The sequence below is a fragment of the Poseidonocella sedimentorum genome (assembly GCF_900116005.1).
Lineage (GTDB): Bacteria > Pseudomonadota > Alphaproteobacteria > Rhodobacterales > Rhodobacteraceae > Poseidonocella > Poseidonocella sedimentorum.
Genome location: NZ_FOYI01000002.1, coordinates 190601 through 203019, shown reverse-complemented (window position 1 = coordinate 203019; position 12419 = coordinate 190601). Strand labels below are relative to the sequence as shown.

Below are 12419 nucleotides of genomic sequence, written 5' to 3'. Positions count from 1 at the left end.
GGTTTCTACCTCACTGGTTATCGGATCATCGATTTGACGGCGGAGCGGACCCGCTCGTCTTCGCGTTCAAGGAATTTCTGGCCCATCTCGTAGGCGCGCTGCACCTCGATCATGCGGGTGAGCTGCAAGACGGTGTTGACGTTGGAGGACTCCAGGAACCCCTGGACCATGGTGGCATCCTCGGCCTCCTCGAAGCCCTCTTCCGCCTCAAACAGCACGCCGGTCTCGCGCAGAAGCGCACCGCTCTCGCCGCTGGGTTTGACCAGCCCGATCTGCGCCAGCGGCCGGCCGTCGGCGGACAGCGTCCCGTCGGAGGCGACGGAAATCGCGGTGTTGGGCGGGATGAAGACAGGCGCGCCGCCCGCATCGAGGACGCGGTTGCCATCGGCCGTGACCAGCTCGCCCGCCTCGTTGGGCAAAAACGAGCCCGCCCGCGTGAGCCGCTCACCGTTGGCCGTCTCCACGAGGAAAAACGCATCGCCCTCGATCGCGAAATCGAAGGTCCCGCCGGTCTGGCTCAGGGTGCCTTGCGCATAAGAGGTATTGCGCACATTGCCGTTGGCCATGGAGATCGAGGGCGCGTCGTCGGGCGAGGCGATATACTCGGAGAAGATCATCCCCTCCTGCCGAAACCCGGTTGTGCTGGCGTTGGCGATGTTGTTCGCGATGAGCGTCATCTCGCGCAGGAGGCCGGTTTGGCGGGTGAGAGTGGTATAGCCGGTATTTTCCATATCAGCCTCCGATCACTTGGGTGAGGATGGTGGTTTGGAAAAAGCTGACGAGGCGTTCGGTCATGAACCCCATGGTCAGCCAGAAGACAGCGACGATGGCAGCGAGTTTCGGCACGAAGGTGAGCGTCATTTCCTGAATCGACGTCAGCGCCTGAAACAGGCCGACCGTCAGACCGGCGACGAGCGCCACGGTGAGGATCGGGATCGAGATCGTCACGCCGATCCAGAGCCCCTCACGCAGGGTGTCGAAGAATACTGCCTCTTCCATGGGTCAGACCGGCATCCGCAGGATTTCCTGGTAGGCCTCGACCACCTTGTCGCGGACCGCAACGGCGGTTTCGACAGCGAGCTCGGTCTGGGCCAGCGCATGGACGAGCTTGTGCGGATCGCCGTCGCCGCTCATGGCGCGGACCGATTCGGTCTCGCTCATGGCGAGGGTTTCCGCGAAGTCCTTCGCCGCGTTTACGGCGGTCTGGACAGCCCCCTCTCCGCCCGGCTGCGGTGTCGTCGCGGGGCGCAGGGACTGGTATTGTTTCGCGGCATTCAGCGCGGTCAAAGTCATCAAGGATTCTCCTTATCGACGTAGTAGATCCATCAGTCCGGAGGACATCTGGCGGACTTGTTCAAACATCTTGAGGTTGGCGTCGTAACTGCGTTGCGCCTCGCGTGCGTCGGCGATTTCAACGAGCAGATCGACGTTGGACCCTTTGTAGTATCCGTTGCCATCGGCAAGCGGATGGGCCGGGTCGAAAATATCGGGCAGCTCGCGCCGATCCAGCTTGACGGGGCCGGTCTCGACAGACGGATCGCCCGCCTGTCCCGCGACGGTCTCGAAGCTGACGGTCTTGCGCCGGTAGCCGGGCGTGTCGGCGTTGGCGATGTTTTCCGAGACATGTTGAAGCCGCGTGGCCTGGGCTTTCAGGCCGCTGGCGGTGACGGAGAGGGCGTTGCTGAAATCGCTCATCGGGGCGCTCCTCAACCGCGGCCAATTGAGCTGCGAATCACGGACATGCCGTGACGGTAAATGCTCAGTGCGCGCTCGTGTTGGCGGTTGGCCTCGACGGCCTTGAGCATTTCGAGCTCGATGACGACGTTGTTATCATTGAGGGAATTGGCGCCGTTTTCGTCTTCGACGATCTGCGCCTCTCCGCTGTTCGCGGCGCTTCCGAAATGCTGGGCACGTGTCGCACGGGCGACGAAACCGCTGCCCGCACCTTCGGCGTGGACCTCGAAAGGCGTTGTTTTCTTGGCCTTGAACCCAGGCGTGTCGGCATTGGCCACGTTGGTCGAGATGACCGACTGTGTGGTTCCGGCATGGGTTGCCATCGCATGAGCAAGACGAAACACTTTGAGCGTGTCATGCATCGGGGCTTCTCCCTCGATTGATTTCAACTAAGGCTTAACTGTGATTCCTTTAGAAACCGTTTTCAGAAACGTTGAGGAGCTGTGAAATGGCAGGACGTTCTCTCGAGGCCTTCTCGGCGCAGCTCGCATCGATGCGGTCTAGTTTTCCGGTGGGCCGTGTCGCAGCGGTTGACGGCGGAACGCTTCACGTGGCCGGGCTTTCGCGCCATGCGCGCGTGGGCGATCTGTTGCAGATCCACCTGCGTGACGGATCCAAGATCGGCGGCGAAGTCATCCGGCTGGGCGGCGCGACACTGGTGATGCTGCCCGACGCGGCGGTCCACGGCGTTGCCCTTGGTGATCGTGTGATCCTGCGGCCTGACCCCGGCATCGCGCCGCATGAGGGCTGGCTCGGGCGCCTCGTCGATCCCTATGGCGTGCCGCTCGACGGTCATCCGCTTCTGCCTGGTCCCGTTGCCAGCCCGCTGCGCGCGCAACCGCCCGCGCCCTCTCGCCGCCGCCCCCTTGGCGCCCGGCTGGAAACCGGGATGGCGATTTTCAACACCATGCTGCCCATCGTCGAGGGCCAGCGCCTTGGTCTGTTCGCCGGGTCGGGCGTCGGGAAATCCTCGCTCCTTGCGACGCTCGCGCGGAACATGGATGCCGAAGTCGTTGTGATCGCTCTCGTTGGTGAGCGTGGGCGGGAGGTTCGTGAGTTCGTGGACAACGTGCTTGGCCCCGAAGGGATGCGGAGATCCGTCGTGGTCGCCGCTACTTCGGACCGCTCGCCTCTCACGCGCCGGCGCTGCGCCTGGACCGCGATGTCAGTGGCCGAACACTTCCGCGATCAAGGCAAGAACGTCTTGTTTCTCGCAGATTCAATCACGCGCTTCGCCGAGGCACATCGCGAGATTTCGGTCGCCGCCGGGGAGGACGCCAGCTTGCGCGGCTACCCAGCTTCGACGGCGCATACGATCACCTCGCTGTGCGAGCGGGCCGGGCCGGGGGAAGAGGGGTGCGGCATGATCACCGCGATCTTCTCGGTGCTCGTAGCGGGTTCGGATATGGAGGAGCCCATCGCCGACATTCTGCGCGGGGTGCTCGACGGCCATGTCATTTTGTCGCGCGAGATCGCCGAGCGGGGTCGATACCCGGCGATCGATCTGTCGAAATCGGTCTCGAGAAGCTTGCCGATGGCGGCGACGGATGAAGAAAACGCGCTGATCTCGGCCGCCCGCCGGATGCTCGGGAGCTATGAGAAATCGGAAATGATGGTGCGCTCGGGTCTCTACAATCGGGGTAGCGATCCGCAGCTGGATCAGGCGATCGAAGCCTGGCCGCGGCTCGACAGCTTCATTTCCGAACCCGAACCGCACGACACAAAGGCGAGTTTTGCGCGGTTGTCCCGCGTTTTGCCTGGTAAATAGGTTCGCCTCGGCCCCAGCCGGACAAACGAAATCCCCGGACTGAACCGCAGCCGGGGATCAGGGCGTATCTGCCCTGCGTTACTCTGATAGCATCGGCCTCTGACGGGCGCGTTTGCTGCCTCTGAAACTGAAAATTGAGACCGAGATCAACTCGTTACGGTCTCCGGCCGGGGCCGGAGGCTTACTCTGCGGCGCGTTTGAACAGCGCGTCTTCGATCGGAAGCAGGGCACGCAGCGCCTTGAGCGCCTGATAGTACTTCTCGTCCGAGATATTCTCGCTGGCCTGATCGAGATAAGCGCGGCTTTCGGGGTCGATGAAGACCTGACGCATCTGCTCGACACCGCGTTGCAGCTGCTTGTGGCCGTCTTCGGGATCGGCATCGCCAGAAAGAACAAGCTGGGCGACGTAGCACAGGCGGCGCACCGGGGTGTTGGCGTCCTGCGGGTGGATCGCATCCCGAAGGCGCAGGATGTTGGCGTTGGGTGTGACGATGGAGAGCCGGCTGCGCCGATCCCCGTTCTCGATGACCGCGCCATTGATCAGGACGCGCTCTTTGGGGCTGAGTTTGAGTACGAGGCCGCTCATGTGGTTGGCTCCTGGGTCCCGCGCAGTCCGCGCATCACGGCAGTGTTGATCTCGATGAGGATATCCATCTTGCCTTCACCGCTGAGAACTTTGCTGCTGTGCTGATTTGTGAAGTCCGCGAGGTAGAGAAGTTGAGCGCGAAGCTGGTCCGGGAGCTTGTTGTTCTCATCCACCAGGTCGATCGTGAGGATTTTCCAGAGTTTGCGGTTCTCATGGATGGTCTGGGCAATGGCCTTGATACGGCGGCCCCGACCTTCGCTTGCGGCTTTCATGCGGCTCGTGATCCGCGCGAAGGCCTGATATTCGGTGGCGCGATCGGTGCGGATCGGCGCGGTGGTGGAATAGGCACTTTTCGCCAGGTTTTGCGCGTTCACGTCATTTCCTTCCGTTACGCGGAGCGTTGTGCTGCGTTTTGCAGCGGTGGGGTTACTGGGGCGCGGCGGTCAGCACGCGCCCCAGTGAAGCCGTCATTAACGGAAGAGCGACAGGATCGTCTGCGGCGCCTGGTTGGCGATGGAGAGCGACTGCACACCGAGCTGCTGCTGCACCTGGAGGGCTTGCAGACGTGCGGAGGTCTCTTCCATGTCGGCGTCGACGAGCGAGCCGATCCCGGACTTCAGCGAGTCGGTCAGCTTGCCGACGAAGTCGTTCTGGATGCCAACGCGTTTTTCGGCCGAACCCAGAGCCGCGGCGCTGTCGATCGAGGACTGGATCAGGTTTTCGATCGAGGCCAGAGCAGCTTCGGCGCCATCGCTGTCGGTCACGTCGATATCTGCGAGAGCCGCAAGGCCGCCGCCGATCACGTTGTCGCCCGCCACGGTGTCGACAGTCACGCCGATGGTGTCGGTGCCGTCAGTGACGGTCGACGTTGCGGTCAGAACGCCGCCCGAAGACGTGATGTTCAGAACGTCGGTGTCGAGGCTGTTTTCTGCCGCATACTCGGTATATGCCGCCGCGAGAGCGTCTGCCACGTCTGCGCCGGTGTCACCGTCACGGGCAACATAGGCAATGTTGGCTGCGCCAGTAGCGGTTGCTGCCGTGGTGTAGGAGGCCGGAGTAAAGGCGCTCGCGTCTGCGTCAGTACCGGTGAGGCCGATGCTGTAGGCGACGCCAGCAGTGATCGTTTCACTGCTCAGATCGATGGTGAGGCTCTGGGATGCGTTCAGCGTGACGGACATTGCGCCAGTACCGGCGGTGCGGGTGCCCCCGGTGTCAACACTTTGTGCCTGGGTGCTCAGGTCCTGCTTGCGGACATCGATGTCAGCGGCAGTGATGGAGCCATCTGCGCCGCGGTCAAGCGAGGACATGATGCTGACGGTGCCCGAACCGGCGGTTTCGTCGGTGTTGGACAGCATGTTGAGGCCGTTGAACTGGGCGGCGCCAACAACGGAGGTAATCTGATCGCGAAGCGCTTCGATATCCGTCTGGATCTTGTCGCGGTCGACGTTCTCTTCTTGCGAGGCGACGATCTTGGTCTTCACTTCTTCGAGCAGGCCTTCAACAGTCTCGGCCGCGTTGCGGGCAACCGCGACGGTGGACTGACCGAGCGAGAGGCTGTCGGAGATGGCTTCAAAACCGGCGACGTCCGATTCCATGACTTTGGAGATCGCCCAGACGGCGGAGTTGTCTTTGGCGGAGCCAACCTCTTTACCCGTGGAGATGACTTCCTGGGTCTTGTTGAGGTCGGAGTTGATCGACTTGAGGGTCTGCAGCGCGACCATTGCGCTGTTGTTGGTCAGAATGCTGGACATGGTTTTTCCTTGAGCAAGAACGCTTTTGCGTTTGTTACAGTACGGTGCCTTTTAGGCAGGGCGTCATTCTGACCATTGCTGCGAATTCGTTCGCGGCGCCACCCGACAGGATGCCTGTGGACTATCGGGGGAAATTTGCTAACAGCGCCCTAAGACTGGGACGGTGCATTCCAATAATTTTATTCAATCTCACCCACTGGTTTCGCAAGGGTTCGTTCAGATTTACGCTCTGTTAAAACACGTGTTATCAATCACTTGATTTGAACATGTCGCAGTCCGGCGGCGGCTTGAAGCGCGGCATCTGCAATCGGGGACACAGACAGTTTCCACGGCGGGGGAAATTATAGTCCGGGATCGCGCAATCGCAGGCCGAAAGGTGAATGCGGGGTTTACCAAAAAGAACTGCGGCCCTGCTTTCGCCGGGCCGCAGATTCAGAGAGATAGAAGGTGGCGCTTCGAGGTCAGGCCCGGCGCTCCATCTTTTCGGACAAGGTCGTCTTCACCACGGTCTTTTGGCCGTTGGCATCATAGGTCGTCATTTCCTTGCGCACGCGGCGCAGCTCGCTCATCCGTTCGGCCACGGCACGAATCCCCTTCAGGGAGCTCGCGAGCATGTCCTGATTGCGCCGGACCTTCGCGCGGATCTCGTCGAGCTCCTCCGGCTCCGGCTCCGCAGCGCCCAGAGCTTCGATCAGAGCGGTCTTTTCTTCGGTGATCCGGGCGATCGCGTCGAGGTTGCCCGACAAGAGCGCATCGCGCTCCGTCTTTAGTAGCGCATCCAGATCGCTCAGGATGTCATTGGTCGCGTCAGTCATTGGCTTTGCTCCACCATGGCTTCAAACAAGGCTTCCGCCAGTCCGATCCCGCCAGCGGCGACGATCGCATCGGCCTGTTGCGCGACGAGCAACGAGGAGAATTGGTCTTCCCCGATTCCACCGCCAAACTCCCCCCGACTTTTCCCGAATCCTGCATAGGTCAGCATCTCGGCGAGAAACACGCTTTCGAATTTCTGCGCCGTTTCAAAGAGGTGCATGTTCTGCTCGGCCGGTTTGCCGGTGGTCGTTGCCGCGGTCACTGTCATCATCGCGTCCATTGGGATTTTCCTCTGTTATGGTGCTCGTGGGCCCACATGACCCGATGTCGGTAAAGGATTGGTAACCGCGAATCATCTATCAGCGAGGTGAGTGAAACTCGGAGGTCCCGATGCAGAACGTTCAGACCATGGCAGCTCCTGCGCCAATTGCGCCGAAAGGATCGGCGCCCGGCGCCGCGCAGGCCAAGGGCGACAAGGCCGCGGAATTCTCCGATGTGTTCGGGTCGGACGCCGGCGAGGAGCCGGTTGTCGAGGAGGTCTCGGGCGGCGAAGATGCCCAGGCCGACGGCGAGGCCGCGACCGATGCCGAGGTTGCTGAAAATCCTGACGCTGTGGTCGCTGGCGAGGAGACGGCGGGCGCGGAGGTGGCGGAGCGTGATAGTCCGATAGCCATCTGGCCCGCTGAAACCGTGCAGGTTTCCAAAGCCGGGGCGGCCGAGACTGCTTTGGGTGGTGACGCGCCAGCGGAAGGGGTCGAGACGACCGCGACCGATGACGTGGAGCCGGCGAAGGACGTGCCCCGGAACGCGCCTCTGAATGACGCAAATGCGCGCGCGGGGATCACGGAAGTGGCCGTGAAGGTGGCAGCTGTCAATGGGATGGAGCGCGGAGATGCCGCCTCTCGGACCCGAAGGGCAGTCGAGCAGACAGTGACCGCGCAACCAGCATCGCGCACGGTGCTTTCAGCAGCGGTGGATGAGGCCGGGCAGGGCGCGGTGGCGGCAGCCAAGGAACAGCAATCGGCCAATTCAGCCACGCCGCCGCCCGCACATGTGAAGACCGAGGCCGCCGGGACGGCCACCGTTCAGATGGCGACGACACAGCAACGCCAGACGACACCAAGCGAGCGGCCGGTCGAATCGGAAGCCCCGATCGAGGATGTCGCGCCGCGCGCAACCGAGACGCGAAGGGCCACACCGCAAGCGATCCGGGCCTCGGCGCCGACCCCGCTTGAGAGCATCGGCCTGGCCCAGCTGTCGGCAGCGGCTGCTCCGGCGGAAGCGGCCAAGGGATTGACTGATTTCGCGGTGGTCGACGAGGTGTTCGCAGGGTCGGGGCCCGTCTCCGAACGCGTCGAGATGAGCGCGGCCGCGCAAACCTCAGCGACGATGCGCGCGCCCGTGGCGGCGCAACACGTCGCGGCGCAGCTTGCCGAAGTGGTACGCAATGGGCGGGAAGGGGCGATCGAAGTGTCGCTCAAGCCCGCCGAGCTTGGCCATGTCCGGATGATCATCACCCAGACCGATACCGGCCTGCAGGTATCCATCGGCGCGGATCGGCCGGAGACGGCGGATCTCATGCGCAAACACGCCGATTCGCTCCAGAAAGAATTTGCCGACGCGGGCTTTGGCTCCGTGAACTTCACCTTTGAAGAGGACGCGTCAGGCTCCGACGGCGGGCGCGAAGGCGGCGCTGGCAATAACTCCACCACCGTTGCCATGCTCGACGGGGAGGGCGCTGCGGAAGACGGCACGCCCGTCTCGATTCAGGGCACCCTGAGCGACGGGCTCGACATTCGTATATGAGAGGCTGACATGACAGACGTCACCAGCGCGACAAGCGCCGCGGCAACCACCGCGACACCATCGACTTCCGCTTCGGGCAGCAGCCCGGCGGCCATCACCTCGGATTTCGAGACCTTCCTGAAGATGCTGACAGCACAGTTGCAGAATCAGGATCCGCTCAACCCGGTCGAATCGACCGACTACGCGGTCCAGCTTGCGACGTTCTCGTCGGTCGAGCAGCAGGTCCAGACGAATGACCTGCTGACGACCCTTCTGCAGCAGGGCGGCTATGGCGGCCTGAGCGACTATGCGCATTGGGTCGGGATGGATGTGAAGAGCTCGGCGGGCGTCGCCCATGACGGATCGCCCGTGGCGCTCAGCTTTGATCCGCTGGCCGAGGGCGAGACCGGGTCACTCGTGATCAAGAACGACAGCGGCATGGCGTTGCAGCGGATCCCCCTCTCCTCGGGGACCGGCGCGATGACGTGGCAGGGCGAGGACGACAACGGCCTGCCCTATGGCGACGGGACCTATTATTTCTCGGTCGAAGTCTATGAGAACGGTGTGACCAGTGATGTGCGCAAGGTGATGGCCTTTGACGAGGTGGTCGAGGTGCGCAGCGATTCGGGCGCTGTCGAGCTTCTGCTGGCAAGCGGCGGCACGGTCTCGCCCGACGAGGTCACCGCGGTACGCGGCGCGAGCGACGGCGCCTGATTTCCGGGCGTCCTAGAGACTGGCGAGACAGGCGGCGACGGCAACCACCGCGCCGCCAAACACAGCGCCCACCGCGCCCCAGACAAACCGACCGCGCGGCCGGGAAGACTCGGGATTGCGCTCCTGCGACTGGCGGATCAGCGCATCTTCGACGAGGCCGGGCAGACGCGGACCGAAGCGCGCAAGCACCCGTGCGGTATTGCCCAGATCGCGCAAGACGGCCCGGGGGCCGATGCTGGTGCGGATGTAGTCTTCGACAATCGGGCGCGCGACTTCCCAGATGTTGATCTGGGGATTGAGCGAACGCGCGACCCCCTCGACCACGACCATCGTGCGCTGGAGCAGGATGAGTTCGGTCCGGGTTTCCATCCCGAAACGTTCGGTCACCTCGAAGAGGTAGTTGAGCAGCTTGCCCATGGAAATTTGGGTCGCGTTCATGCCGAAGATCGGCTCGCCGACGGCGCGCAGGGCGCGGGCGAAATCATCCACATCGCGATCGGCGGGGACATAGCCCGCCTCGAAATGCACCTCGGCCACGCGCTTGTAATCACGGCGGATGAAGCCGAAGAGGATCTCGGCATAGACCCGGCGGGTGTATTCGTCGATATGGCCCATGATCCCGAAATCGAAGGCGATAAGCTCGCCCGAGGCGGAGGCCTTGAGGTTGCCCTGATGCATGTCGGCGTGGAAAAACCCGTCGCGCAGCGCGTGGAGCAGGAAGAGCTGCAACACTCGCTCGCTGAGCGCGACCCGGTCGACGCCGGCGGCATCGAGCGCGGCGATATCGCCCAGCGGGATGCCCTCGGCCCAGCCCATCGTCATGACGCGCCGGCCGGAGAGCGGCCACTTGATCTGGGGCAGGCGAAAGCCTTCGTCCTGTTCGGTGTTGGCCGCGAACTCCGAGGCTGCGCTGCTCTCCAGCCGCAGATCGAGCTCGCCCAGAACAACCCCTTCGAAATGCTCGACGACCTCTTGCGGACGCAGCCGGCGCGAGGAGGGCGAGAGGGTCTTGATCACCCAGGCTGAGAAATAGAACGCGTCGATGTCGCGGCGGAAGGCCTGTTCGATCCCGGGGCGCAGGATCTTGACGGCCACGTCCTCGCCGGTCTCGCGCAGGCGGGCCTTGTGCACTTGCGCGATCGAGGCGGCGGCGACGGGCGGGCCGAACTCGCTGAAGACCTCGCCCACGTGATAGCCGGTCTCGCGGTGGAACGTCGCCTCGGCTTCGGCCTGCGAGAATGGCGGGAGCTTGTCTTGCAACACGCGCAGTTGCAGGGCGAGCTCGTCGCCGACCACGTCGGGCCGGGTCGACAGCACCTGGCCGAACTTGATGTAGGCGGGGCCCAGAGCGTTGAGCGCGCGGGTGGCGGGCGGCATGGCCGGATCGCCCTTGTCGCCGAGCCATTTGAACGGCCAGGCAAGGACGCGCGCCGTGGCGCGGAGCACCGGGGGCGCGTCGAACGCATCGAGCACCACCGCCATCGCCCCGGTCCGCTCAAGCGTTGCGCCCGTCCGGATGAGCCGCAGGATGTTGTGGGGGCCGCGCAAGGCTCAGAGCTTCCAGCCGGAGTGCAGGCAGGCGATACCCATGCTCAGGTTGCGATACTTGGCATTGCCGAACCCGGCGGCGCGGACCATGCCGAGGAAGGTCTCCTGATCGGGAAACTGGCGGATCGATTCAACGAGATACTGATAGCTCTCGCGGTCATCGGCGATGGCCTTGCCCATGGCGGGAATCACGTTGAAGGAGTAGCGGTCGTAGGCCCATTGCATCGCCGGGTTGGGGATCTGGCTGAACTCCAGAACCATGAGCCGACCGCCGGGGCGGAGCACGCGAAAGGCCTCGTTGAGCGCCTCCTGCGGGCGGGTCACGTTCCGGATGCCGAAGCTGATGGTGTAGACGTCGAAGCTTGCGTCCTCGAAGGGCAGCGCCATGGCATCGCCCACCACCCAATCGAGGCTCTCGCCCATGTCCGCCGCTTCCGCGCGCTTGCGGCCCTCGATCAGCATCGGCTCGGTCAGGTCGAGCACGGTGGCATGTCCGCGGCCCGCGCGTTTGAGAAAGCGGAAGGAGATGTCGCCCGTCCCACCCGCCACATCAAGCAGGCGCTGGCCGGGGCGCGGGGCGAGCCAATCCATCATCGCATCCTTCCAGACGCGGTGAATCCCGAAGGACATGGCATCGTTCATGACATCGTATTTCGACGCCACGCTGCTGAAGACGCCCTGAACCCGGCCTGCCTTCTCGCTCTCGGGGACGGTCGCGAAGCCGAAATGCGTCGTGTTGGCCGTGTCCCTGCTCGTCTCGTCACTCATTGGCTTGCCACTTTCTCTTGTCGCCCTTGTTATAGGGTGCTCTGAGGCGGGCACAATGTGCGCCGGGATCACAAGGAGAGACAATGCCCGAATTGCCCGAGGTCGAGACCGTGCGCCGGGGGCTCTTGCCGGTGATGGAAGGGGTGCGGATGGCGCGGGTCGATGTGAACCGCCCGGACCTGCGCTGGCCGTTTCCGCCGGGCATGGCCGAGCGGCTGACGGGCGCGAAGGTCGCGGCGCTGCGGCGGCGGTCGAAGTACATCCTCGCCGATCTGGATAGCGGCGAGACGATGCTGATGCATCTGGGCATGTCGGGGCGAATCCTCATCTCCGGGGATCCGCTGGGCCAGTTCCTGCACGATCATCCCGCGCCGGAGAAACATGACCACGTGGTGTTTCACATGCAAAACGGCGCGCGGGTGACCTTCAATGATCCCCGCCGTTTCGGGGCGATCGACCTCTTCGAAACGGCGGACGAGGCCGCGCATCCGCTCCTTGCCAAGCTCGGGCCGGAGCCGCTGGGCAACGGGTTTCACCAAAGCTACCTCGTCGAGCGGCTGCGCGGGAAGGCGGCGCCGATCAAGGCCGCGCTTCTCGATCAGCGGATCGTGGCTGGGCTCGGCAATATTTATGTCTGCGAGGCGCTCTACAGGACCGGCATCGCCCCGACGGACAAGGCGGGGCAGATCTCGGCGGCGCGGGTGGCGACACTGGTGCCGGCGATCCGCGATGTGCTCGGGGCGGCGATTCTCGCCGGCGGCTCGACCTTGCGGGATTTCCGTCAGGCGGATGGGGAGCTGGGCTATTTCCAACACAGTTTCGATGTCTATGGCCGTGAGGGGGACCCGTGCCGCCGGGCGGAATGCGGCTCTGCCATAAGGCGCATCATCCAGTCGGGGCGGTCGACCTTCTTCTGCCCGCGCTGTCAAAGATAGCTTGAACCCGCGCTGCG

The 12419-nt window shown here is 63.6% G+C and carries 16 protein-coding genes; 4 read left to right on the top strand and 12 right to left on the bottom strand.

All coding sequences use genetic code 11. The annotated features are described in order from the left end of the window. Positions 1-17: 17 nt before the first annotated feature. From BM353_RS03950 to BM353_RS03930, 5 genes are read right to left on the bottom strand one after another with little or no spacing between them, the layout of a single operon-like run. Entirely contained in the window at positions 18-731 is a 714-nt protein-coding gene (locus BM353_RS03950) for a flagellar hook-basal body complex protein (protein ID WP_092076858.1), read from the bottom strand. 1 nt (position 732) lies between these two features. Then, positions 733-999 (bottom strand): flagellar biosynthetic protein FliQ, encoded by a 267-nt coding sequence (locus BM353_RS03945; protein ID WP_092076856.1) that lies wholly within the window; start codon positions 997-999, stop codon positions 733-735. A gap of 3 nt (positions 1000-1002) precedes the next feature. After that, positions 1003-1293, bottom strand: coding sequence for a flagellar hook-basal body complex protein FliE (gene fliE, locus BM353_RS03940; RefSeq protein ID WP_092076854.1), 291 nt, complete (start codon positions 1291-1293; stop codon positions 1003-1005). Between the two features lie 12 nt (positions 1294-1305). Then, a complete protein-coding gene (gene flgC, locus BM353_RS03935) occupies positions 1306-1695 on the bottom strand; it encodes a flagellar basal body rod protein FlgC (RefSeq protein ID WP_092076852.1) in 390 nt (129 codons plus the stop codon). A gap of 11 nt (positions 1696-1706) precedes the next feature. Continuing rightward, a complete protein-coding gene (locus BM353_RS03930; RefSeq protein WP_092076850.1) occupies positions 1707-2096 on the bottom strand; it encodes a FlgB family protein in 390 nt (129 codons plus the stop codon). 86 nt (positions 2097-2182) lie between these two features. Here BM353_RS03930 and BM353_RS03925 point away from each other — a divergent pair, with 86 nt between their 5' ends. Further along, positions 2183-3502 (top strand): FliI/YscN family ATPase, encoded by a 1320-nt coding sequence (locus BM353_RS03925; RefSeq protein ID WP_092076848.1) that lies wholly within the window; start codon positions 2183-2185, stop codon positions 3500-3502. A 181-nt stretch (positions 3503-3683) separates the two neighbouring features. Here the strand turns inward: BM353_RS03925 and flbT are convergent, their stop codons facing one another. The 5 genes from flbT to BM353_RS03900 form a co-directional block, all read right to left on the bottom strand. Further along, a complete protein-coding gene (gene flbT / locus BM353_RS03920; protein WP_092076846.1) occupies positions 3684-4088 on the bottom strand; it encodes a flagellar biosynthesis repressor FlbT in 405 nt (134 codons plus the stop codon). Next, positions 4085-4462 (bottom strand): flagellar biosynthesis regulator FlaF, encoded by a 378-nt coding sequence (gene flaF, locus BM353_RS03915; protein WP_092076844.1) that lies wholly within the window; start codon positions 4460-4462, stop codon positions 4085-4087. The genes flbT and flaF overlap by 4 nt, the downstream gene beginning before the upstream one ends. Positions 4463-4558: 96 nt before the next feature. Next, positions 4559-5839 carry a flagellin gene (locus BM353_RS03910; RefSeq protein ID WP_092076842.1) on the bottom strand — a complete coding sequence of 427 codons (1281 nt, stop codon included), beginning with the start codon at positions 5837-5839 and terminating at the stop codon, positions 4559-4561. A gap of 461 nt (positions 5840-6300) precedes the next feature. After that, entirely contained in the window at positions 6301-6654 is a 354-nt protein-coding gene (locus BM353_RS03905; protein ID WP_092076840.1) for a hypothetical protein, read from the bottom strand. After that, the gene (locus BM353_RS03900) at positions 6651-6932 is read right to left on the bottom strand and encodes a rod-binding protein (protein WP_092076838.1); all 282 of its coding nucleotides are present in this window, start codon (positions 6930-6932) and stop codon (positions 6651-6653) included. Before BM353_RS03900 ends, BM353_RS03905 begins: the two co-directional genes overlap by 4 nt. A gap of 110 nt (positions 6933-7042) precedes the next feature. On the opposite strand from BM353_RS03900, the gene BM353_RS03895 reads away from it, so the two are divergent. Continuing rightward, positions 7043-8458, top strand: a complete 1416-nt coding sequence (locus BM353_RS03895; RefSeq protein ID WP_092076836.1) for a flagellar hook-length control protein FliK — start codon at positions 7043-7045, stop codon at positions 8456-8458. Between the two features lie 9 nt (positions 8459-8467). Continuing rightward, positions 8468-9151 carry a flagellar hook capping FlgD N-terminal domain-containing protein gene (locus BM353_RS03890; RefSeq protein WP_092076834.1) on the top strand — a complete coding sequence of 228 codons (684 nt, stop codon included), beginning with the start codon at positions 8468-8470 and terminating at the stop codon, positions 9149-9151. A gap of 12 nt (positions 9152-9163) precedes the next feature. On the opposite strand, the gene ubiB is transcribed toward BM353_RS03890, so the two are convergent. Both ubiB and ubiE read right to left on the bottom strand, forming a co-directional pair. Next, positions 9164-10699, bottom strand: coding sequence for a 2-polyprenylphenol 6-hydroxylase (gene ubiB, locus BM353_RS03885; protein ID WP_092076832.1), 1536 nt, complete (start codon positions 10697-10699; stop codon positions 9164-9166). Positions 10700-10702: 3 nt separating this feature from the next. After that, positions 10703-11467: a bifunctional demethylmenaquinone methyltransferase/2-methoxy-6-polyprenyl-1,4-benzoquinol methylase UbiE gene (ubiE, locus tag BM353_RS03880; protein ID WP_092076830.1), complete on the bottom strand. Its 765-nt coding sequence runs from the start codon at positions 11465-11467 to the stop codon at positions 10703-10705. A gap of 83 nt (positions 11468-11550) precedes the next feature. Between ubiE and mutM the strand changes: the two genes are divergently transcribed. Beyond that, positions 11551-12402 (top strand): bifunctional DNA-formamidopyrimidine glycosylase/DNA-(apurinic or apyrimidinic site) lyase, encoded by an 852-nt coding sequence (gene mutM, locus BM353_RS03875; protein ID WP_092076828.1) that lies wholly within the window; start codon positions 11551-11553, stop codon positions 12400-12402. Positions 12403-12419 lie beyond the last annotated feature (17 nt).